This is a genomic window from Nostoc sp. T09 (genome assembly GCF_002154695.1).
Lineage (GTDB): Bacteria > Cyanobacteriota > Cyanobacteriia > Cyanobacteriales > Nostocaceae > Aulosira.
Window position 1 is genome coordinate 24,405 of sequence record NZ_MTAV01000014.1, and the last position, 23,351, is coordinate 47,755.

17 protein-coding genes are annotated in these 23,351 nt (G+C 42.8%); 12 read left to right on the top strand and 5 right to left on the bottom strand.

Going from position 1 to position 23,351, the window contains the following annotated elements:
* Positions 1-299: 299 nt before the first annotated feature.
* Positions 300-923 carry a hypothetical protein gene (locus BV372_RS04510; RefSeq protein WP_086683869.1) on the top strand — a complete coding sequence of 208 codons (624 nt, stop codon included), beginning with the start codon at positions 300-302 and terminating at the stop codon, positions 921-923.
* A 133-nt stretch (positions 924-1,056) separates the two neighbouring features.
* On the opposite strand, the gene miaB is transcribed toward BV372_RS04510, so the two are convergent.
* The 3 genes from miaB to BV372_RS04525 all read right to left on the bottom strand — a co-directional run bounded on the left by miaB (position 1,057) and on the right by BV372_RS04525 (position 6,237).
* Positions 1,057-2,421 (bottom strand): tRNA (N6-isopentenyl adenosine(37)-C2)-methylthiotransferase MiaB, encoded by a 1,365-nt coding sequence (gene miaB / locus BV372_RS04515; RefSeq protein ID WP_086683872.1) that lies wholly within the window; start codon positions 2,419-2,421, stop codon positions 1,057-1,059.
* Positions 2,422-2,669: 248 nt separating this feature from the next.
* Positions 2,670-5,267, bottom strand: a complete 2,598-nt coding sequence (locus BV372_RS04520) for a PAS domain-containing sensor histidine kinase (protein WP_086683875.1) — start codon at positions 5,265-5,267, stop codon at positions 2,670-2,672.
* Between the two features lie 409 nt (positions 5,268-5,676).
* Positions 5,677-6,237 (bottom strand): hypothetical protein, encoded by a 561-nt coding sequence (locus tag BV372_RS04525; RefSeq protein WP_086683878.1) that lies wholly within the window; start codon positions 6,235-6,237, stop codon positions 5,677-5,679.
* A 520-nt stretch (positions 6,238-6,757) separates the two neighbouring features.
* Here BV372_RS04525 and BV372_RS04530 point away from each other — a divergent pair.
* A complete protein-coding gene (locus tag BV372_RS04530; RefSeq protein WP_086683881.1) occupies positions 6,758-7,819 on the top strand; it encodes an RNA ligase family protein in 1,062 nt (353 codons plus the stop codon).
* 53 nt (positions 7,820-7,872) lie between these two features.
* On the opposite strand, the gene BV372_RS04535 is transcribed toward BV372_RS04530, so the two are convergent.
* Entirely contained in the window at positions 7,873-9,306 is a 1,434-nt protein-coding gene (locus BV372_RS04535; protein WP_086683884.1) for a carotenoid oxygenase family protein, read from the bottom strand.
* 440 nt (positions 9,307-9,746) lie between these two features.
* Between BV372_RS04535 and BV372_RS04540 the strand changes: the two genes are divergently transcribed.
* The 6 genes from BV372_RS04540 to BV372_RS04560 all read left to right on the top strand — a co-directional run bounded on the left by BV372_RS04540 (position 9,747) and on the right by BV372_RS04560 (position 16,404).
* Positions 9,747-10,271, top strand: a complete 525-nt coding sequence (locus BV372_RS04540) for a hypothetical protein (RefSeq protein ID WP_086683887.1) — start codon at positions 9,747-9,749, stop codon at positions 10,269-10,271.
* A 71-nt stretch (positions 10,272-10,342) separates the two neighbouring features.
* Positions 10,343-10,480 (top strand): hypothetical protein, encoded by a 138-nt coding sequence (locus BV372_RS35945; RefSeq protein WP_179197975.1) that lies wholly within the window; start codon positions 10,343-10,345, stop codon positions 10,478-10,480.
* 74 nt (positions 10,481-10,554) lie between these two features.
* On the top strand, positions 10,555-11,709 hold the full coding sequence (locus BV372_RS04545) for an NAD-dependent epimerase/dehydratase family protein (protein WP_086683891.1): 1,155 nt from the start codon (positions 10,555-10,557) through the stop codon (positions 11,707-11,709).
* A gap of 52 nt (positions 11,710-11,761) precedes the next feature.
* The gene (locus tag BV372_RS04550) at positions 11,762-12,406 is read left to right on the top strand and encodes a DUF4291 domain-containing protein (protein WP_086683894.1); all 645 of its coding nucleotides are present in this window, start codon (positions 11,762-11,764) and stop codon (positions 12,404-12,406) included.
* Between the two features lie 6 nt (positions 12,407-12,412).
* Positions 12,413-13,549: a glycosyltransferase family 1 protein gene (locus BV372_RS04555; protein ID WP_086683897.1), complete on the top strand. Its 1,137-nt coding sequence runs from the start codon at positions 12,413-12,415 to the stop codon at positions 13,547-13,549.
* A gap of 206 nt (positions 13,550-13,755) precedes the next feature.
* Positions 13,756-16,404: a GAF domain-containing protein gene (locus BV372_RS04560; RefSeq protein ID WP_086683900.1), complete on the top strand. Its 2,649-nt coding sequence runs from the start codon at positions 13,756-13,758 to the stop codon at positions 16,402-16,404.
* 224 nt (positions 16,405-16,628) lie between these two features.
* Here the strand turns inward: BV372_RS04560 and BV372_RS04565 are convergent, their stop codons facing one another.
* Complete coding sequence (locus BV372_RS04565) at positions 16,629-16,913, bottom strand: hypothetical protein (RefSeq protein ID WP_179197976.1); 285 nt, start codon at positions 16,911-16,913, stop codon at positions 16,629-16,631.
* Positions 16,914-18,106: 1,193 nt separating this feature from the next.
* On the opposite strand from BV372_RS04565, the gene purC reads away from it, so the two are divergent.
* The 4 genes from purC (at position 18,107) to fabZ (ending at position 23,218) form a co-directional block, all read left to right on the top strand.
* The gene (purC, locus tag BV372_RS04570) at positions 18,107-18,844 is read left to right on the top strand and encodes a phosphoribosylaminoimidazolesuccinocarboxamide synthase (RefSeq protein WP_086683906.1); all 738 of its coding nucleotides are present in this window, start codon (positions 18,107-18,109) and stop codon (positions 18,842-18,844) included.
* A gap of 98 nt (positions 18,845-18,942) precedes the next feature.
* Positions 18,943-21,588, top strand: coding sequence for a BamA/TamA family outer membrane protein (locus BV372_RS04575; RefSeq protein WP_086683909.1), 2,646 nt, complete (start codon positions 18,943-18,945; stop codon positions 21,586-21,588).
* 200 nt (positions 21,589-21,788) lie between these two features.
* Positions 21,789-22,640: a UDP-3-O-acyl-N-acetylglucosamine deacetylase gene (lpxC, locus tag BV372_RS04580; RefSeq protein ID WP_086684149.1), complete on the top strand. Its 852-nt coding sequence runs from the start codon at positions 21,789-21,791 to the stop codon at positions 22,638-22,640.
* Between the two features lie 86 nt (positions 22,641-22,726).
* On the top strand, positions 22,727-23,218 hold the full coding sequence (gene fabZ / locus BV372_RS04585; protein ID WP_086683912.1) for a 3-hydroxyacyl-ACP dehydratase FabZ: 492 nt from the start codon (positions 22,727-22,729) through the stop codon (positions 23,216-23,218).
* Positions 23,219-23,351 lie beyond the last annotated feature (133 nt).

Below are 23,351 nucleotides of genomic sequence, written 5' to 3' on the forward strand. Positions count from 1 at the left end.
TTCTGCACTTTAGAGATTCGCTTAACAATTAATCATTTTTATTTATTAAATTAACAACAAAGACTGTTTGCTTTTATTAAAGTAACTTACTTAAACTTAAAGTTATAAAATACCAGTGAGATTCACTATTACTTACAATTTTTCTAGGCTAATAAACCAATAGAAATCTCTAGAGAAGCATCAGCCTTCTGATAATTCTGCTTTCATACCCTCTGACTCTAACTTATTCAGTATCTTCCAACTTCCTCATCACATTCTTTATTGGAAAGCAACACCAATCTTAAGCAAAGAAGAAAAATATGCAGTTTCTCAAAATTGTTCTTGTCGCTCTCGTGTTTATTGTGAACCTGGCGATCGCTCAGCCTTCTTGGGCTGGCAAGGATTTTACCAAGGGTGCTGACTATGCAGAAGTAACTCAAGCACTTAATCAACTTTTAACTGTGAAGGATGCACCTGAGCAATCTGGTTATACACCTGAGCAATTTCAGCAGCGACTAGCACAGTTGCAGTCTCAAAAATATATCATAGAAACAGCCAGAAAGCGGGCGCAGTGCCGCAATGAAACGGGCAAGACTTTGGCTGTCTATGCTAATAAACCGAAAAAATATCCAACTCAACTCTACTTCTTAGCCGCAGGGCAAATCACGGATGATGATTGGGATTGCGATGGTATTTACTTACCCGCAGGTAGCCAGGTACTTCTCAGTCCCGGTAGCCAAGTACAACAGCTGACTGAACCAATAGCTGTTAAGTTTGTTGATGGTACACAATCGATTGCTAGAACCAATCCCGCAACTGGTGCGATTGAATTGAATGTTGAACCTGCTAAAGTATTCAAGACGGGTGAAAGTAACTGGTTACTCCCGACGTTATCTCAAGCAGATATCGACAGACAAATTCCCAGCCCCCAACTCATTGACTAATCTTTCTGAGTTATAGCGATTTTCGAGATCAATCCATAGATGGACACAGATAAACATCGATTATTTGTGTCCATCAGTGCTGCAAAAGCCCGGAATACAATTGTTTTGACTTTTGACTTACTCGGCAGCGGTACTAGACTGGCAAAGCTTGTCGCACTTCGATTGGTTCACCAGTCAAGCTAAAAGCACGAACTTCGGTAATTTTGACCTTCACCAATTGCCCTTTGAGTTCCTTGATGTTACCAGTGAAGAAAGTCAGACGATTACCTCCTGTGCGTCCCATTACCTGAGTTGGATCTTTGGGATTTTGGTCTTCTACCAACACTTCCTCAATGCGTCCAAAGTAACGTTGCGATCGCTCGGCTGCTTTAATGCCTACTAAATGATTTAATCTTTGTAGGCGATCGCTTTTTACTTCTTCACTCAGTTGATTTGTCCACAAAGCCGCAGGTGTTCCCGGACGTGGGGAATATGCGGCTGTATTCAACATATCAAAACCAATATCTTCTACCAGTTTCAAGGTATTTTCAAACTGTGCTTCTGTCTCCCCAGGAAAACCCACGATCGCATCTGCACTAATCGATGCATCCGGCATATAACGGCGAATTGTATCGATAATCCGGCGGTATTTCTCATGGGTATAACCCCGTGCCATTGCCTTCAACAGTTCGTTATCCCCAGATTGAAAGGGAATATGGAAGTGTTTGCAAACCTTGGGTAATTCCGCACAAGCTTTAATTAGACGCTCAGTAAAATAACGGGGATGACTAGTAGCAAACCGTAGTCTTTCAATACCTGGCACATCATGCACATAATACAGTAAATCTGTGAATGTATGCAGATGTCGCCCCTCTGGAGTCACTCCTGGCAAGTCACGACCATAGGCGTCAATATTTTGACCAAGTAGAGTAATTTCTTTGTAACCTTGCTTTCCTAGTTCTACCATTTCGGTGCGAATGGCTTCCGGTGTGCGGGATTGTTCTACACCACGCACGTTGGGAACTACGCAATAGGTGCAGCGTTCGTTACAGCCATAAATTACATTCACCCACGCCGTAACTTTGCTATCGCGTCGTGGCTGGGTGATATCTTCCATAATGTGAACTGGCTCGGTAGCCACAACTTGATTGCCCTCAAATACCGATTGCAGCAAATCTTTGAGACGGTTGGCGTGTTGCGGCCCCATAACCAAATCTAATTCTGGCACGCGACGCAATAGGCTCTCGCCTTCCTGTTGGGCAACGCATCCAGCAACAATTAATGTTAAATCAGGCTGTTCGTGTTTGCGCTTCGCCTGTCTACCCAGGTAAGAATATACTTTTTGCTCGGCATTATCCCGAATCGTACAGGTATTGTAGAGAATTACATCTGCATGATTAGGGTCTTCTGAAAACTCAAAGCCCATGTCTTCTAAAATGCCAGCCATGCGCTCTGAGTCGGCTTTATTCATTTGACAACCAAAAGTAGTGATGTGATAGCGGCGTTTAGAAGTGGTCATGGGGAATTATGCTTAATCAGCGTAAGTTATATAAGCTTTATTTCTATTCTATTAAAGTATAGAAAAGTCCACCGGAAGCAGGAGGCGATCGCACTAATGGTTCAAGAAGCTTTACTAACTGATATTGCTCCCGCCCCATTTAAAGGGAGTAAAACCTAACGTCTACAGGGCTTTTTAGCGAAAACTGGCACAGCGTTAAAGACATTTAATGAGGCGAAGGGGAATGGTCTATCTCGGTTAAATGCTGTCTACGGCTCGCTGTTTCCCAAAACTGCTTCTAAAGTCGTTATCAGATCTTCTCGGGTGTAAGGCTTATTCAAAACAGCTTTAACACTTGCTCTGAGAGCTTCATCAAGTTGCTCATTCGATTCCACTCCATTGAGTGCAATAATCTTAACTTGCGTATTGATTATTCGCATTGTCCGAACTACCTTTGGTGCATCAAGTTCTGGAATTCTCATATTAAGCAGAACCAAACTGACCTCCGATTGATGCTCAGCATAAAGTGAGAGCGCTTCAATTCCGTTAGTTGCAGTCATAATTCTATAGCCACAACTTTCTAGCAGTGTCTTCATAATCTGGCGGGAATCATTTTCACCATCAGCAACCAGAATCAGCCTTGCATCTCCTATCGATTGTGTCTGTTCAAAGGATGTGGACTCAGGTGTTGCTCTTAAGTAGATTTTGAATTGAGATCCCGTTCCCACCTCACTCAACACATCGACTGCACCCCCATGACCTTTGATAATTCCTATTACCGCCGATAGTCCTAACCCTGCTCTCTGTCCAAAAGCTTTTGTTGTGAAGAAGGGGTCGAAAATCCGGTTCAAATTTTCTGGAGGAATGCCAATACCAGTATCAGAGACTGTAATCACAATGTAAGGACCAATACCAGCACCTAAAGGGATACGAGCGATACTCTCTTCCATCCAAGTATTTTCTGCGGTAATGCGTAAGATGCCACCATCGGGCATAGCATCACGAGCATTATTGCACAGGTGTATTAACACCTCGCGTAGTTGGTCTGGATCTCCAGAAATCTTCCACAAGTCCGTTACAGGTGCTTTTGTCCGAACTAATATGTCTGGTGGAAATTTTTGTTGAACGTATTTTTTAACTTCTAAAAGCAATTGGTTTACATCTAAAATCCTCTTTTGACCCTTAGTCCCTTGGGCAAAATTCAGCACCTGCTTCAGCATATTGGCACTGCGCTTGGTATTCTCCTCTAAGATCGCTAATAATTGCTGGCTCTGCTCATCTTGAAGATTTTCAGAGAGCAGTTGTACAGCCAATAAAATCGGCGACAGAGCATTATTGAGGTCAGCAGCCAGACCTGTTGCCATTGTGCTGATGCCCTCTAAGCGTTGAGTTTGTAACCGTTGAGTTTCAGTTTGTTTTCTTTGTGTAATATCTGTATTGGCAATCAAAATCGATTTAGATTTGCCATTTTGAAAAATCAATTTCCAACGGCTTTCAAGCGTTAGTCGCTTACCATCTTTCGTCCGTTGCTGAAGTTCACCCTGCCACTCACCCTTTTGATGAACCGCTTTTTGAGCTGTTTTGAGTAGCAGAGAAAAATCTTCAAACAGCAGTTCATCTAGATAACGCCCTAAGGCTTCATTCGCCGTCCAACCAAATAGATTTGTTGCACCACTATTCCAGAAAAGAATGCGATTTTCTAAATCCACAACTACAATGGCATCCTGAGATCGATTAAAGAGCATTGCTTGCTCTCGCATTTGCTCTTGGGTCTGTTCCCGCTGTGTAATATCGGTTTGAATGCCAACAAAATAAAGCAGGTCACCAATACTTGAAGAGACCGGAGCAATTTTTAATTCATTCCAAAAGGGTTGATTGTCTTTGCGATAGTTCAAGAGGGTGGTCTGTATCTCTCGTCTTTGCGCGATCGCCTCGCGGATCTGAGCCACAACGTTCCAATCGGTGTCCTCCCCTTGTAAAAATCGGCAGTTGCAACCCAGAATCTCCTCAGAAGAGTAACCCGTAATTCTAGTAAAAGCGGGATTTGAGTAGATAATTGGGTTATCTTCCTGATTGGGGTCGGTTATGATAATCCCATCAGAAGCGGAATCAATTGCTTGTACCAGCCCTAACTTAGCGATCGCGGCTGTTTCGCCTTTGTCTTGATTAGTTTGGGGTTCCGTCGTACTTATTTGTTCTACCGGGCTTAACGACTCCTGCTGAACCCTACTCCAGTAGGTGTTGAAGAAGTCTACAAGACGAGGTTCCTCCACGGTTAAATCACTGAAGTGTTCTTGAACGCGCTTATCAGTTTCGTATCTCACTTCAGGATGAGCTTTCATCCACTCATGGCAAGTTTTAACATAAGCAATAAATGTAACTAAGTAATCGTAATTCTCATCTCCCAAAATATGGCGTAGCTCATCTCGGTAGTCTTCAGACAGATCGGTTTTCAGTGCGATAAAGATTGAGCAGCAAAGTAAACTTTCTTCGAGGATCGAATTTAAATCAGATAAAATCTTCAGTACGTCTGCCTGTGCTGCAAGCAAATGCAGATGCCGCTCAACCTCTTGTTCATCTGGAGGGGCTGACTCAAGAAAGGTGAGGATCTCTTGTGCCTGCATTCCCAACTCACGCAGTGAGCAACTATGGCAGACCAAGCAGTATGGGACGGGGCAAAAACGCGACAGGTAGGCAGAAAGTTTTTCCTTAAATAAAGATGGTAAAGGATTCTCGACATAGGCAGCAAGCGTTTGCTGCCACAAATTCTCCAATATCTTTGGAGTTGCTAATGCTGGAGAGAAAAAAGGCGGAAAGAAACCAAACTTTTCTTCAATTTCTGTAGTGATTTGTCTACTTGTTCGCATAAACTGGACTGATCTGAACAGAATTTAGTGCAAGAGTAATTAGTAGCAAGAGATATTAAAGTAATTACTTTAAGAATTTACTTTTTATAATACATTTTAAGAATGCGCTTATTCTGTCTTGGAGGGATCTGCCAGGAGATAGACTTGAGCGAGAACACTCCTCTCGACTCTAACATTCGTCTCATCTCCTAATTAAAAGCTGGCTCGATTTTTCCAAGTATCCCACTTAACTATCTACTTGATGGATAGTTGGCAGACAATCGGCTTTGTGTAATTGTAAAAAATGAAAATTAATTCGGTGAAGATGTTTATTGTTAGTAATTGAAAGGTTTTTTACAAGAACTAGCGGGAGCGTAAAAGCTGACTCTTTCTAGGCATGGGATGAAGCTGTAGCTTTACCTGAAGGATGCTACTCAAATAGCACGCATTGAAACCCAGTTTGCTGCTTTATTACTTGTTTATAGCCCGCCAATGTAGTATTTAAGCGTGTAACATCAGATTCTTTGATGCCTTTGACATATATACACGATTTATCTGCCCAGAGTTCATAACCCGCTTCACTGCGACCCTTAAAAGTTCTTTGCTCGGTAGTGGTAGCCTTAGCTACTACTGGTGTAGGAAGTCTGTAGGAAACATCGCTGATAGCAATTATGCCGCCAATCAAACCCACCAAAACTGCACTCACCACTTGCACAAGATTTGTATTATCTACATACTTATCAGAATGAAGTGCAAAATATCTGTTCCAATTGATTCCAGCTATGTGAATTGATTTAATTGGCAACTGGATTTCTTCAAGCACTTGAATAATTCGGACGCAAACCTTGGGATCAGCGGATTTAATTTTTAACAATAAAGCCACCCGATATTGTATTTTGGGTTCCACTTTTGTACTAATTGCTTGTTCTATTAAAGACGCGATCGCCTGGATGTCTCCACTGCGAGCTAATTCGAGTATATTATCTTGCATAATGAAATAAAAGTGCGTAATCCAGTTTATTAGTGGCAGGCTATGATTGGTGCCGTAGGTTTAGCGAATTTTCTTTTGTTGATATATAAGAAAATATATTTTGGTTCTTCAGTACCTAGTATGCTAAATTTACGTGAGAAAATCTCAAAAAGCTTGGTATACATGGGAAATCATGCTTATTTGTCAGATTATTTCTTAATATTGCCTCTTTCCCCTGTTCCCTCTTAAAGACTATGAATTTAGCATAACAAGTACGGTAGAGCCTATATTTTTAGCTTCTCATTGCATATTCATCAGCAAATTATGCTAGAGCAATTGCATCCAGCATCGTTAAAGTTAGTTAATGATTAGCTTTAATGTCTTTAACTAGGGATTGGCGTTTATACTGATTTCCAAGTTGGATAATTCTAGTTGACGAACGGGTTGATCGTCTAGGCGATCGCTAACAAAATTCTCTAAAATTATTTTTTGTAATACAATAAATATTACAAAATGAATTGTTAGGATATTTTCGCTATTTATGGACGCAGTAGATAGCAACATCAATGAGTGGACGTACCTCAGCTATGAAAAGATTCCGGAGAATTTCAATAAATGGGGTTTGACAGAAGCCGATTATCGCCTTTTCAACAAAACAGATTGGGTGGTAACGGAAAAAATTCATGGTGCTAATTTTGGTATAACTACCAATGGTTCACAAGTCCGCTTTGCCAAAAGAAAAGAGTTTTTACAGCCAGAAGACGATTTTTTTGATTATCAATCTTTAAAAGATAAATTAGCGCACCAGGTAAAAGAGATATTCCAAATTTTGCAGTCCGAAGCTCCGTTGCAAAGAATATATGTTTATGGTGAATTGTTTGGCGGAGAGTATCCCCACCCAGATGTACCTGCTGTTAATCGTATTCAGGCTGTACAAACTGGTGTTTATTACTCACCAAAAATAGAATATTGTGCTTTTGATATTGTTGGGTTAGAGAGTCAAAATCTAGCATTAAGATATTATCTAGATTATCAAATATCGCTCAAGCTGTTTCAGCAAGTGGGAATAATAGCAGCAGAACCATTATTTATCGGTAAATATGAAAAAGCTTTAGCATATAATATTGAGTTTGAGTCTACAATTCCAGCAGCTTTAGGTTTGCCTAAGCTACCTTTTGTGAATAAGGCTGAGGGAGTTGTAATTAAACCACTTCATTCTATTTATATAGAGACAGGTAAACAAAGAATTCGTCCAATTCTGAAAAAGAAGATTCCGGAATTTGCAGAAGATAGCCGATTTCATCAGGCGCAAAAATGGACTGTGCAACAACAGCCAATAATTACTCAACAGATGAGTATAGAAGAGGAATTGACTCAGGAAATGCTGGCTTTAGTAACGCCTACCAGGTTGAACAATGTTATTTCTAAATTGGGTAGAGTTTCTGTAAACAAATTAGTGGAATTATTAGTTAAAGATGTATTAGAAAGCTTCCAAGAAGAGTACGAAAGTATTTTCAATGCATTAGAAGATGCTGATCGGCAAAATATGATTGAGCGATTAAATCAAGCATCGCAACAGTTAGTTGATGATTACTTCCAATAACTTTTAGATGCCCGACTTCTTGAAGAAGTTGGGCATCTTAGAAACCTGCAAAATTAATTTGGTTTCCATGTACCGTGAAAACTTGGAGGAATAACGCTAGGTAATCCTAGTTTACAAACAGGCGGTTCATCCAGGCGATCGCTATCAAATACCCAAACTTCACTACTATCAGAATTACCGTCATAGACAACGGTTACCAGCCAACTTTGCTCTTGATTTTGCGCATCTTGAACGTAAATGGGTTCTGAACAATAGCAGTTTTCGCCTAAATCTGCTTCGGTAAAGGTTTCAGTTTGGTGATCGAAACGGGCGATCGTGTTTAATATTTCTTGACTAATATCTGATTCTTGGCGGAATGAAGACATATATGTATACCGTGAGACTTGCCCAACATTTTGCTGAGGTACACCCGGAAATTCACAATGTCTGTCTATTAGTTCTTGAATTGCTGTAACTTTACCTGTGTCGGGATGTAGATGAACGCGCGTTAGCGTGCTCTTAGCAGGAGTGTGAGTTTCTCCTGTGGCTACTTCTTTAAGGTACTGGTTAGTCTGAAAATCTTGATAACGGGCGATATCAACAATTACTGTACCGCTAGCATCAACATAACCGTTGGCAAAATGCCATTGAAACCAAGGTTCGGTTTGTCCCCGACTTACCAAAGATAAGTTTTCACGGTCAATCACCAAAATTTGAGTACCTACTTCTGGGTGCCATTTTAGTGAATCGCTATATGGGCTGGTCCCAAACAGAAGAGGCCAAATATTTACCCGCACAGCTGGGGCAAAAAATACAAGATACTGACCCGCTAGTACAAAATCATGGATTAAGGGTACACCTTCTACAGTGAACTTGGCTTTTTGGAGAATTTTGCCAGTAAAATCGCTCTTGTAAACATTGAGCGTAGCATTTGGCCCAGGACTAACGCCAAAGTTAAAAATCTCTTTAGTTTGGTAGTCAACTTTGGGATGAGCAGAATAAGGTAATCCCTTATCCAAAGCACCTAAATTATCTAAACCTCTAGTTTCCAAGGTTTGAAGGTCAAGGGCATAGGGGTTATCACCTTCCCAAAGTGCCAGTAGTTTATCAGGTAATGCCAATACTGAGGTATTAGCTGAATTCTTGACTGGTCTGCGCCACTGATTCCAAATTGCCCCTGGTGCGGTCATGCCATAGTTACCGTAAAGCAGTGTACCTGAGGCTGCTTCTTCTTGATAACCAGTGGTTTGCACGTAGCGATAAACTCCGGTTGCTCCTGCATCGGTAAAATTCACAGCTAGAATTGCCCCATCTCCATCAAACCAGTGTCCTACATGAATCCCGCCACGTTCTAGGCGTGCAGGGCCATTGCGGTAAAGTGTGCCGCGTAAACCTTGCGGGATGTTGCCAGAAAGAATCGATAATTCCGTAGAAGGAAATTCGGTCGCAGGTTGAGCGATCGCCTGAGACCAAGCTCTTTTCGTTGACTTTCTCTCAAGTGTATGCATATAAACTTTGCTCTCCAAATTAAAGGAACTTCTACAAGGATTTAGGCGTGACGATTGAGTCAATTAAGTTTAGTAAAATTGAGCGAAAGAATAATCACTCCCAATGTAGTGAAAGAGGAGAAAATTTCTATCTTTTTGTCTTAAACCTTTTATTACCTTGCGTAATTTGTGCGCTCACAACTTTTATGATTACAGCCCTAACTCACATTTTCTCAAATCACTACAAAACTAGTGCAGTGCTGGCAGTCATAGCCGCATCTATCCTTTCTACAACTAGTGTAACTGCTCAAATACCGTCAGATAATCTAGCCCGGATTTCTTACTTGTGAGAAATCCAGGTCATAGCCGTTGTCATGCTCAAATAAAAACTCAAGGTGCTAAAAATAGATTTTGAGTATAAACTAAAACCAATTTTCCAGAATTGGTAACTAGGTGCAATAATGTCTACTGCTACGGTTAAGGCTTGTAGTTTGGAGCGAAAAATTTATCTTAACGCCCACAGCTTTGGCAGAGCGATCGCTTTATTAATGATGCTGTGGGGGTGTGCAGCACCTGGTTTTAATGCCTCTAATGTCACTTGGAAGACTTATACTAATACCCGGTACGGCTTTGAGTTTCCCTATCCTAGCAACTGGAATGCTTTACCACCACCAGAAAATGATGATGGGGTTGCCTTTGTCTCTTCAGAAAAAAATACAGTAGAAATTCGCTCTTGGGCGGGTAACCGGCTACCAGAGTCTTTCAACCGGAATACTAAAGTTACCGTCAATCCCAACTTTAAGACGGCCCAAGGAATACCTGGGGTAATCGTTGTAGAAGTGGGTCAGCAAGTAAGTTCAATGACTCTCACAATTACTCAGGGACAAGTTAAATACTACTGGCAAGGCCGAAGCCAAAGCCAAGATTTTACTGATTACTACCGTTTTTTTTACTACGTTGCCCAGCAGTACAAAGTTCCTAAGTAATTAATTATACAATTTGTCATAAATTTCCTTGACAAATGCCTTGACAAAATTTCGGCTCATCAGCACCAATTATGAAATTTTCTGTAGAAGTTGGGCAAAGCACAGCAAAGAAAAAAGCTGAAGCAAAAAAGAATAGAATTTTCCTTTTGCCTTTAAAACCTTTTCCCAGCTATGGCAAACAGCACTTTGAAAAAACATCTGTTGAGTAGTTTACCCCTTTGGATAGTTGAGAGGTGACACAAACCTGGTAGATTTAGCTTACAGCGAGTGAAAACTGGTAAAAATGAAAGTCCTGGTTATTGGTGGCGATGGGTATTGTGGTTGGGCGACTGCTCTTTACCTTTCAAATCAAGGTTATGAGGTCGGGATTTTAGATAGTTTAGTGCGGCGGCACTGGGATAACGAGCTAGGTGTCGAAACTCTCACTCCGATCGCGCCAATTCAGCAACGTCTCCAGCGCTGGTACGACTTAACTGGTAAATCCATAGACTTGTTTGTTGGCGATATTACTAATTACGAATTCCTCAACAAAGCACTGCACAAATTCCAACCCAGTGCCATAGTTCATTTTGGGGAACAGCGTTCGGCTCCATTTTCAATGATTGACCGCGAACATGCAGTTCTAACTCAGGTCAATAATGTAGTCGGCACTTTGAATTTGCTTTATGCGATGCGGGAAGATTTCCCAGACTGTCATCTGGTGAAGTTGGGAACAATGGGTGAATATGGTACACCCAACATCGACATCGAAGAAGGCTACATCACCATTGAACACAACGGGCGCAAAGATACATTGCCTTATCCCAAACAACCGGGTTCAATGTATCACCTCAGCAAAGTCCATGACAGTCACAACATCCATTTTGCTTGCCGAATTTGGGGGTTGCGGGCTACAGACTTAAATCAGGGTGTAGTTTATGGCGTCTTAACCGAAGAAACGGGAATGGACGAATTGTTAATCAACCGCCTTGATTACGATGGGGTGTTTGGTACAGCACTTAACCGCTTCTGCATTCAAGCAGCTATTGGTCATCCCCTCACTGTTTACGGTAAAGGCGGACAAACCCGCGGGTTTTTAGATATTCGGGATACAGTCCGGTGTGTAGAATTAGCGATCGCAAATCCTGCTCAACCTGGTGAATTCCGCGTCTTTAACCAATTTACCGAACTATTCAGTGTTGGTGAATTGGCAGTGATGGTGAAAAAAGCCGGGAACGCTATGGGATTGAATGTGGAAGTAAATCACTTAGAAAATCCCAGAGTTGAGAAAGAAGAACATTATTTCAACGCTAAAAACACCAAACTACTCGATTTAGGTTTACAACCGCACTATCTCTCTGATTCTCTACTTGATTCTCTGTTAAACTTTGCCATTAAGTATCAGAAACGAGTTGATAATCAGCAAATTCTGCCTAAAGTCTCTTGGCATAGAAAGTAGGATGAAGAGTCCTGAGTACCGAGTCCTGAGTGCTGAGTAGGGTAAATTCTGTGTGCGGCTGATTACAGAACCTTATTTAAGTCAAGTAAGTCGCTGGCCAAAAACTGGTCGTCATATCCTAGCGCAATATGATGACCAGTCAATTATTGTTTATCAAGCGTATCGTCCAGCTATTGGTAACTTCGCTGCTGCACACGGTTATTTTGGTGGCGAATTTAGTCTAGATCGCATGAGTTGGATCAAGCCTAATTTCTTGTGGATGATGTACCGTTCCGGTTGGGGTACAAAAGCAGGACAAGAGGTGGTATTGGCTATTTGGATTAAACGCTCGGCTTTTGATGAAATTTTAGCGATGGCTATTCATTCCAGCTATATTCTAGAACTTTATCCCAATAGAAATGCATGGCAAACAGCCCTGAAGCAGTCACAGGTTCGCTTACAATGGGACCCCGATCGTTACCCATCTGGAGCCAAGTTAGAGCGCCGTGCTATTCAGTTAGGGTTACGAGGAAAAGTGCTAGCTACTTATGCTAAAGATTGGATTTTGAATATTGAGGACATCTCCGATTTTGTCCAAAAACAGCGACAAAACATTAATTCTGACTGTACAGAATTGATTACGCCACGGGAGACAGTTTACGCTGTGATTGAGAAAGAAACGCAAAAGAAGCTGGAATTATCTGCTTGGACTGAATAGTTGTTCATGAAAATAGCCCTATTCACTGAAACCTTTTTGCCTAAGGTTGATGGCATTGTAACGCGCCTGCGTCACACCGTTGACCACCTACAGCGTCATGGAAATCAAGTCCTAGTGATTGCCCCGGAAGGCGGGATCACCGAACATAAAGGAGCGAAAGTTTATGGCGTGACTGGCTTTCCTTTGCCATTGTATCCAGAATTAAAAATGGCTTTACCGCGACCAGCCATTGGTTACGCCTTAGAAGAATTTCAACCAGATATCATCCATGTCGTAAATCCAGCAGTTTTGGGATTGTCTGGGATATTTTATAGCAAAGTCCTCAAAATTCCTTTAGTGGCGTCTTACCATACCCATTTACCCCAATATCTCCAACATTACGGCTTGGGGATGCTGGAAGGCTTGCTCTGGGAATTACTTAAAGGCGCTCACAATCAAGCCGAGTTAAATCTATGTACTTCCACAGCGATGGTGGAAGAATTAACAGCACATGGTATTGAACGGGTAGATTTATGGCAAAGGGGGGTGGATACAGAATTATTTCATCCTGATTTAGCTAGTGTCGAGATGCGATCGCGTTTAACACAGAATCACCCAGAAAGTCCGTTGCTACTCTACGTTGGTCGTCTATCTGCCGAGAAAGAAATTGAGCGCATCAAACCGATTTTAGAGGCAATTCCAGAAGCACGGTTGGCATTGGTAGGAGATGGCCCTCACCGCCAAGCGCTAGAAAAACACTTTGCTGGCACGAACACCAACTTTGTCGGTTATCTCATGGGACGGGAGTTAGGTTCTGCCTTTGCGAGTGCAGATGCTTTTATCTTTCCTTCCCGTACAGAAACACTGGGATTAGTTCTACTAGAAGCAATGGCGGCTGGTTGTCCAGTAGTCGCAGCTCGTTCGGGCGGAATTCCTGATATTGTTACAGACGGGGTTAATGGCTATCTCTTTGAGCCAACAGCAGATATTCAAGGTGCAATTACCGCTACTGTTCGCCTTTTACAGGAGAAACAAGAATGTGACCTAATCCGTCAAAATGCTCGTAGAGAAGCCGAAAGGTGGGGATGGGCAAACGCCACACGCCAGCTACAAGATTACTATCAAAAGGTGCTGTTTTCTCAAAAGTTAACTAGAGCTATCTAGCTAAGCATTTGAACACAAATGGTACTAAGTTAACCCATAGGACGGATGCGCAAAAGCAAGATGCGGGGACATTGAGAGATTTTGAGAAAAATTATCTTCGCGTCCCCCTTCGGCTGATTTTTGTGTGCTGTGGTAATTCTCAGTTAAATGGTGTATAGCAATATAAATCTAAAATCTAAAATCTAAAATCTAAAACTAAAATTCCCATGACACTCCCTAATCCTGGTAGCGTCCTGGCTACATTAACTGAACTGACTCAAGTTAATCGTACCCACGCTTTATTGCGTCGTGTTAAAGATCTTTCTGTTAACGAATTTGTTTGTTTACTCGATTTTATTACTGCTGAGTTCCAGCAATTTCTTAGAGCAATTGAACTGATCAATAATGAAGCTCTAGAAACTATGTTGGAGAAAGTCCTAGAAGCGATCACACTAAAAATTGGTCAAATTCTCCAAGCAGAGCACACGGCAATTTTTTTAGTAGATTATGACAAAGGCCAGCTGTGGTCAAAAGTTCCCCAAGATAACAGCCAAAAATTCTTAGAAATTCGCACTCCAATTACAGTTGGTATTCCTGGTCATGTTGCTAGCACTGGTCAATATTTAAATATATCTGAAACCGCTACTCATCCCTTATTTAGCCCAGAACTAGAAAAACAAATGGGCTACAAAATCCGGAATCTTTTATGTATGCCAGTTGTTAGTAGCAAAAGCCAAACCGTAGCAGTGGTACAACTGGCTAATAAAGCGGGAGATCTTCCCTTTAATCATGATGATGAGGAACGATTTCGAGATTTTGCAGCTTCGATTGGTATTATCTTGGAAAGCTGCCAAACTTTCTATGTAGCAGCTCGCAATCAACGGGGAGCCACAGCACTTTTACGGGCAACTCAAACCCTAGGGCAAAGTTTAGATTTAGAAGCAACTTTGCAAATAGTGATGGAGCAAGCCCGGATCTTAATGCAAGCAGACCGCAGCACGCTATTTCTATATCGTAAAGAAATGGGGGAACTCTGGACAAAAGTAGCGGCGGCAGCAGATGGCACAAACTCAATTGAAATCCGGATGCCATCCAATCGCGGCATTGTTGGCTATGTGGCTTCCACTGGTGAAGCTGTGAATATCCCAGATGCTTATAAAGATCCCCGCTTCGATCCATCTACAGATAGAAAGACTGGGTATGTAACTCGCAATATTTTATGTTTGCCAGTCTTTAATTCCGCGAATGAATTAATTGGTGTCACCCAGTTGATTAATAAGCAACAAGGTAGTTTTACTGCCTCTGATGAAGAATTTATGCGAGCTTTTAATATCCAAGCCGGAATTGCTCTGGAAAACGCTCGCCTTTTTGAAAATGTGTTGTTAGAAAAACAGTATCAAAAAGACATTTTGCAAAGTTTGTCTGATGCTGTAATTTCTACAGATATGGCAGGTCGAATTGTCACTATTAATGATGCCGCACTGGAATTACTTGGTTGTCCGATAGGAGATACTCATCAAAAAAGTAATAAACATTTGTGGGAACAAAATTTGCTTGGGCGCTTAGTTTGGGAAGTAGTGCCCATTGAAAATTTGCAAATGCGGCTGGAAGATAGTCTAAAAACCGGAGCAAAACATTACGTTCCCGAGCAAAGTTTAACTGTGGGACTGTACCACGTCCAAAGTTCTGAGTGCCGAGTACCAAGTGAAATGGATGCGGGATGGACACAGCAACGTCAGAACCAAAGTAATACGCCGCCACTGGGGGAACTCTTTTACACCCCTGGTTCCTTAATTTTGGCAGTGAGCGATCGCCAAAATCTAGATGTTTTTATTCCCTGGAATCTACCCCTGACACCCCAATCTAAGTTTTTGAGTGCAAGTGAGGTGCAAAAAGTCGAACGCAGCACCAATCTGACTGTGAATCCCTTAACCAACCCAGAAGGTGGAGTTAGGGGTGGTTTGGTGGTGTTGGAAGACATCAGCCAGGAAAAACGCTTGAAAACTACCATGTACCGCTACCTCACACCCCATGTAGCTGAGCAAGTTATGGCTTTGGGGGAAGATGCCTTAATGGTGGGAGAACGCAAGGAAGTAACGATTTTGTTTTCTGATATCCGTGGCTACACCACACTTACAGAAAATCTCGGTGCAGCTGAGGTGGTATCGTTACTTAACCAGTATTTTGAAACAATGGTAGAGGCAGTTTTTAACCATGAAGGCACCTTAGATAAGTTTATTGGCGATGCTTTAATGGCAGTGTTTGGTGCGCCTTTACCCCTCACAGAAAATCATGCTTGGCGAGCCGTACAAGCAGCATTGGATATGCGCCAACGGTTAGCAGAATTTAATCAGCGCCGGATTATTCAAGCACAGCCACAAATTCATATTGGCATTGGGATTAGTTCGGGAGAAGTGGTTTCTGGTAATATCGGCTCCCACAAACGCATGGATTATACCGTCATTGGCGATGGCGTCAATTTAAGTTCCCGCTTGGAAGGTGTGACAAAAGAATATGGTTGTGACATCGTTTTGAGTGAATTTACTTATCAACTCTGTAGCGATCGCATTTGGACACGCCAGTTAGATAAAATTCGCGTCAAAGGTAAGTATCAAGCAGTAAATATCTATGAGTTAATTAGCGATCGCACTACTCCTCTAGATGATGCCACTCAAGATTTTTTGTTCTACTATCAGTCTGGAAGGATGGCTTATTTAGCCCATAACTTCCAACGTGCGATCGTTTGCTTTGAAGCTGCCAAAAATATTCGCCCTCAAGACCAAGCCGTAAATATCCACTTAGAACGCGCTCATAATTATCAAAAAACACCACCCCCTGATTCTTGGGATGGTGTCTGGACAATGACTGCTAAGTAACTGAAGTTTAATTAATAAAGCTACTTAACAAGCAAATTGATATCTTAAATTTTTACCAACAATTTATTGACTTTTACTTAGTACCGCGATCGCGGGCATGAAGACAATATACCCTGCGCTTTGGAGCCAAAGATTCTCGCAGAGTAAACCCGGAGCCTCTAAAAACTCATTCTTATTGAGAATTCCGCTTGCTCCGGAGGGTAGTGTTAGTAATTTTTCTGGCTTTATCCTTGAGGCTGATCCTGGTTACCCTGGTCATCCTGAAAAGGGCTTTCACCAATTTTTAGTTGTTTTTTTGTACGTTTTAACTGTTTCCAAAGCTCTTTTATTTGTTCATAAGCTTCTTCTGGCGGTAATTTCCCCCCTGTTTCTAAGTTACAAATATAACTTACTTTCTGGGCGAATTCCTGTAGATTTGCATTGAAAACTAAGTTTTCTGGCTTTACGTGACCGTAGTAGCGGCCACGAGGATAGAGAAAATCATCTTTACTCACTATTTTTTTCTCCACTTATTCAACTCCCCCTGTGTTTATATCTGAAGCTGAATCACTAGCCGCTCTAAATCTCTGTTTTATTCAGTCGGGAGTAATTAAAAAATTAAATCCCTCTTGTTTAAACCTTTTGGGCAAAATTGTCAATTTTAATTTTTGACAGAGATTATCAAAGCTAAAAATCATTAAATATTAGGATTTACCAAGACAGGTTTTTAATTAACGTTGCAAACTAGGTAGGATAGTTTACTCCTGCTAGTTACCAATTCATTACATCTTAGTGCATGATTGCACGAAATAACGACTACCATTAACTACGCTAAAAGCCTTATTGACAAGGTATTAATATATACTATCTTGCCAATTTAAAATATTTTTCCTTGCATATAGAAAATTAATTACATTGTCAAAAAATACACTTTATTCAAAAATTTAGCTTGCGCCAAAGATAATTTAACACTGCTATGGAAATCTGGTTTGATTAAAAATAGACCTAATGCTGAACCTCCTTTCTTTCCTGGGGATTGTTTGTTGCTCTTCTGATTCGCCAGTCGCTCAGAGGAGGGCTGTGCGTTACGGGGTTTTCAAGGCAGTCTCGATGAAAAAAATTCATCGCTATGTATGAAAAAGGGACAAGGTGAGACAGCGCTGCGGGAGGGGAGCCACTCCGTTGGTGTTAGCGTAGCGGTGAGCCAGTCCGGTGGACGGGTTTCCTAGCTTGTACTCCAAAGGAGAACCCGTTCGCGTAGCGTCTCCGTTAGGAGAAGGGTAGCAAGTAGCGTTTTCCCTCCGCAGGCGACTGCGTTAGCGAGGTACGAGCGCTACCCGAAGGCAGGAATTGGGAGATAATTAATTACTCTTAACTCTGTACTCAGCACTCAGCATTCTTTCAAGGCAGTCGCTGCTAGGGAGACCAGCACTGCCTTGAAAGAGTTTTCCTCCGTAGGGAACTAGCATTAGCAAGGTAATAGCGTCGCGTAAGGGATGTTCTCCGTCGTAGCACATGGCGTGGGAAACCCAATACTGGGCTGGCTCAGATTTTACCTATTGCCTACCTTTACGAGTAAATTCATCAATCAAATAAGAGTGCGAACTGCCTGTTGTGATTGACCGTTGATTCATAAGCAATGGCTAATTACTAATAACTAAAGATAAAATGGTTTAGCTTTAAGAGCCAAATCTGCCCATCACCTGTAAATTTACTGCTCGCCATGTCTGTTTATTCCAAGCTATACGAAGGCAAAGCAAAAATCCTCTACAAGACGGATGATCCTGAAGTCTTGTTGGCTGATTTCAAAGACGATGCCACGGCCTTTAATGCCCAAAAACGTGGCAGTATCATAGGTAAGGGAAATATTAACTGTAGTATTTCCAGTCAACTGTTTCAGCAGCTAGAAAAACAAGGTATAAAAACTCACTATATTGACAGCCCTGCCCCACATCAAATGCGGGTAAAGGCAGTGAAAATTTTGCCATTAGAAGTCGTTGTGCGAAATGTTGCAGCTGGTAGTCTGTGTGAGCAAACAGGGCTGTCATTGGGCACAATACTAAAGCAGCCGTTGGTAGAGTTTTATTACAAAAACGATCACTTAGGTGATCCGTTACTGACTCGCGATCGCCTCTACCTGCTGGAACTAGCTACTCCGGAACAAGTTGAGACAATTACCCATCTAGCATTGCAAATCAATGAGTTTCTGCGCAGCTTTTGGCAGCGTTGCGGTATTACCCTAGTAGACTTCAAACTAGAGTTTGGCTTGGACTCAAAAGGGCAAGTGCTTTTAGCAGACGAAATTAGCCCCGACACTTGCCGTTTGTGGGACACAGCCCAAGAGGATAGTAACCGCCGGGTAATGGACAAAGACCGCTTTCGCAAAGACTTAGGAAATGTAGAAAACGCCTACCAGGAGGTTTTACAAAGAGTATTACAAGCAGTGGAAAGCCTAAATTAAATAAAATCGGTAAAAATACCATTTTTATTTTTTACCTTTTACATGAGAGCATGATTGCCTTGTGATGGTGTGTGGACGAGAAGAGGAAGTGAAATAAAATGCGTTTATCTCCCGTATTAGTGGCAGCGGTAACAATTGCAGCCCCTTTGGGTGCTCCGCTAAGTGCAAATGCACAAGCCACTAACAATTTCCAACAGACAGCAGAGGTGTTTACACCGACGACAAATCAGCAGTCTGAAAATGACATCGGTCAAGAACACTCTAGTGAAAATGTGGAATCTTCCGCGCACTCCCCAGCGGTTTCGGTATTGGAAGGTCTCCATTCTCCTGCTGTCGTGGCAGTATTCCCCAATCCCTCATTGGGGGCTACGACACCAGCAGTAATAGTGCCAACCACAACAACGCCAAAAACTACACAAATTCCTCAAACACCCCCTAGCGCCGGGGTAAGGGCACTGAAGGGACTCCAGCCCCGTACTCTCGTGGCAGCATTCCCCAATCGCTCAGCTGGGACGATAACGCCGACAACGATACAAGTGCAAAAACCCCCTAGTGCAGGGGTAAAAGCATTAGAAGGTCTCCAGCCTCGGACGATCGCTACATTACCAAATCAGTCAGCGGAGACTGGGACCCCAGAAGTATTGGTGCCAAGCACGACAACACCAAAAACTGCACAACTTACCCAAGAAACGCCACAACCGACTCTCCAACTTACTCCCCAGCCAATTCCACAACAAACAACCCCACAGCCTACTCCCCAACAAACACCAGTTCCCAACATTCCGTCCCCAGGTACGCAACAACCAGCACCTGCTCCGGCTCCTGGTAACAATCCATCCCAAGACAATACCAACCCACCAGTAGGGGCACCTATATTTCCCAGTAATCCAGAAACTACTCCAGAATCGAGTGAACCCCGCGTATTGGTATCAGAAGTAGCGGTGAGAACTCAATCTGGGCAACTAGTACCAGAACTGGAAAATCAAGTTTACTCAGTGATTCGTACCCAACCGGGGAGGACAACCACCCGTTCCCAACTTCAAGAAGATATCAATGCTATCTTTGGTACAGGTTTCTTCTCGAATGTCCAAGCAGTGCCAGAAGATACACCTTTAGGAGTAAGGGTAAGTTTTATAGTCCAACCAAACCCAGTCCTCACTAAGGTACAAATCCAAGCAAATCCTGGTACAGGTGTGACTTCCGTACTCCCGCAAACTACTGCGGATGAAGTTTTTCGCGATCAGTATGGCAAGATCCTCAACTTGCGTGACTTGCAGGAAGGTATCAAGCAATTAACCAAGCGGTATCAAGACAAAGGATACGTACTAGCGAATGTCATCGGAGCGCCCCAAGTCTCAGAAAATGGAGTTGTTACCTTACAGGTAGCAGAAGGGGTAGTTGAGAACATTAGAGTCCGGTTTCGCAATAAAGAAGGTCAGGATACAGACGAGAAGGGCCAACCAATCCGGGGACGAACACAGACATATATCGTCACGCGAGAGTTGGAGTTGAAGCCAGGACAGGTATTCAACCGCAACACCGTACAAAAAGACCTACAACGGGTATATGGGTTGGGCATCTTTGAAGATGTGAACGTTTCCCTTGACCCTGGTAGTGACCCCAGCAAAGTAGATGTAGTAGTGAATGTGGCTGAACGCAATAGCGGTTCTATTGCCGCAGGTGCGGGGATTAGTTCTGCTAGCGGACTATTCGGCACCATTAGTTATCAGCAGCAAAACTTCAATGGTAGAAACCAAAGACTAGGAGCTGAGTTACAAGTAGGTGAACGGGAACTGCTGTTTGACCTGCGCTTTACAGATCCTTGGATTGCCGGCGATCCATACCGGACTTCTTACACAGCTAATATTTTCCGTCGCCGTTCAATTTCCTTAATTTTTGATGGCAAAGATCAAAATATTGAGACCTTTGCACCAGGAGATACTGAAGGCGATCGCCCCCGTGTTGTTCGTTTAGGTGGCGGTCTCACTTTTACCCGTCCGCTTTCGGCTAATCCCTACGCAAGTTCTGAATGGACTGCTTCAGCGGGTTTCCAATATCAACGAGTTTCCACCAAAGATGCTGATGGCAATAGCAGAAACCAAGGCACAGTCTACAGGGATGGACTGCCGACAGAACTAATTCCCCTAACCCAATCTGGGACAGGTGATGACGATTTGTTGCTACTTCAACTGGGAGCACAGCGCGATCGCCGTAATAACCCCTTGCAACCCACTAGTGGTTCTTATCTTCGTTTTGGGGTCGATCAGTCAGTTCCCATAGGACAAGGTAGTATTTTCCTCACACGGTTACGGGGTAGCTACAGCCAATATCTTCCGGTCAGCTTAATTAGCCTCAGCAAAGGACCGCAAACTCTGGCTTTTAACTTGCAAGGAGGTACTGTTTTAGGTGACTTGCCCCCCTATGAAGCCTTTACCTTAGGTGGTAGTAACTCTGTGCGTGGTTATGAAGAAGGTACGCTAGCCAGTTCCCGCAGTTATGTGCAAGCCTCTGTTGAGTATCGTTTTCCCGTGTTCTCAGTAGTCAGTGGGGCACTATTTTTCGATTTTGGTACAGATTTAGGAACCAATACCAGAGCCGCTGAATTACTGAACAAAAATGGTACTGGCTATGGCTATGGTCTTGGTGTTCGTGTGCAATCACCATTAGGACCAATTCGTATTGACTACGGTCTCAACGATGACGGTGACAGCCGGATCAATTTTGGGATTGGCGAAAGATTTTAACTTTAGTCAAGAGTCCAAAGTCAAAGAACTTTTGACCGCTAAACGCCATTTGCTCTACTTGAGCAGATCCCAAGACCGCAGTGGCTCCTCTTGACTGTTGACCATTGACGAGGAATTATTAATATTTTCAGGTGCAGTTCGCAGGTTTAACTAAATCTGAACATGAACAATACCAACCGCAAGATATTGACTTTTTGCTTATGCAACAACACACAATAGCCGCACCAATCACTCAAACCGGAGTGGGGCTGCATAGCGGTGTGAGTACCCAAGTTCGGATACTACCAGCCGATGTGGGTAGTGGGCGCTACTTTGTGCGAGTAGATTTAGCAAATTCGCCAATTATTCCAGCGCAAGTTGCAGCAGTTAGTCAAACTCTGCTCTCAACCCAATTGGGTAAAGGTGAGGCGTGCATCCGTACTGTCGAGCATTTATTGGCATCTCTTACGGGTATGGGTATAAATAACGCCCGGATTGAAATTGATGGACCGGAAGTGCCACTGCTGGATGGTTCGGCAAGGGTATGGGCAGAAAGCATCGCCCAAGCTGGCTTGCGATCGCAAGCCGTAACTGACGGCGAAGTATCTGTAGCTATTAAAGAGCCAATTTGGATTTATGAGGGAGATACCTTTGTTGCTGCTATCCCCGCACCAGAAACCCGCTTTAGTTACGGTATTGACTTTGATCTGCCTGCTATTGGTAACCAATGGCACAGCTGGTCACTAACTGCCGATCTGGAAAATGCCTCTGCTAGCTTTGCTACAGAGGTTGCTCCCGCACGCACCTTTGGTTTGCTGCATCAAATCGAACATTTGCAACAGTCTGGCTTAATCAAAGGTGGCAGCTTGGAGAATGCACTCGTCTGCGGCCCTGATGGGTGGTTAAATCCACCATTAAGATTTGCAAATGAGCCAGTACGTCATAAAATCTTGGATTTAGTAGGAGATTTGAGTTTACTGGGTAATATTCCTCGTGCTCACTTCTTAGCGTATAAGGCCAGCCACAATTTACATATTCAACTGGCACAAAGGATTTTAGATTTTAGATTTTAGATTTTGGATTGATTCACAAATCTTAACCTTCAAATTTAAAATTCCTTCGCTGCTCGATTCCAGATTGAAAAACAAGCGCACAGCCAATGACAACCCTCACCGAAGCCGATAGCATTAAAGCTCAAAGCACACCGGAACCGAAAAAAATCTTCACCACTGAAGAAATTCAAAACCTCCTGCCTCACCGCTACCCGTTTTTACTGGTAGATAAAATTATTGACTATGTTCCAGGAAAACTAGCGGTAGGTGTGAAAAACGTCACTGTCAATGAACCCCAATTTCAAGGTCATTTCCCAGGAAGGCCACTGATGCCAGGAGTGCTAATTGTCGAAGCAATGGCACAAGTAGGCGGTATAGTCCTGACGCAACTACCAGATTATGAAGCAGGTGGACTATTCGTGTTTGCTGGTATCGATAAAGTCCGCTTTCGTCGCCAAGTAGTTCCAGGAGATCAGCTAATCATGACGGTGGAACTGTTGTGGGTAAAACAGCGTCGTTTCGGTAAAATGCAGGGTCGTGCTGAAGTTGACGGTCAGATAGCTGCTGAAGGCGAATTAATGTTTTCTTTAGTAAACTAAAAACCTGCTCTTGTGGTAGGGGCACAGCCGTGAAGTGCCTTTACTGAAACCTGAAAAAGGATAGCAGTAAAACTAACTAGCCACAAGAGTAATTTATAATTTCTTAATTTCGTCGCCCTCACACTTAACTTGC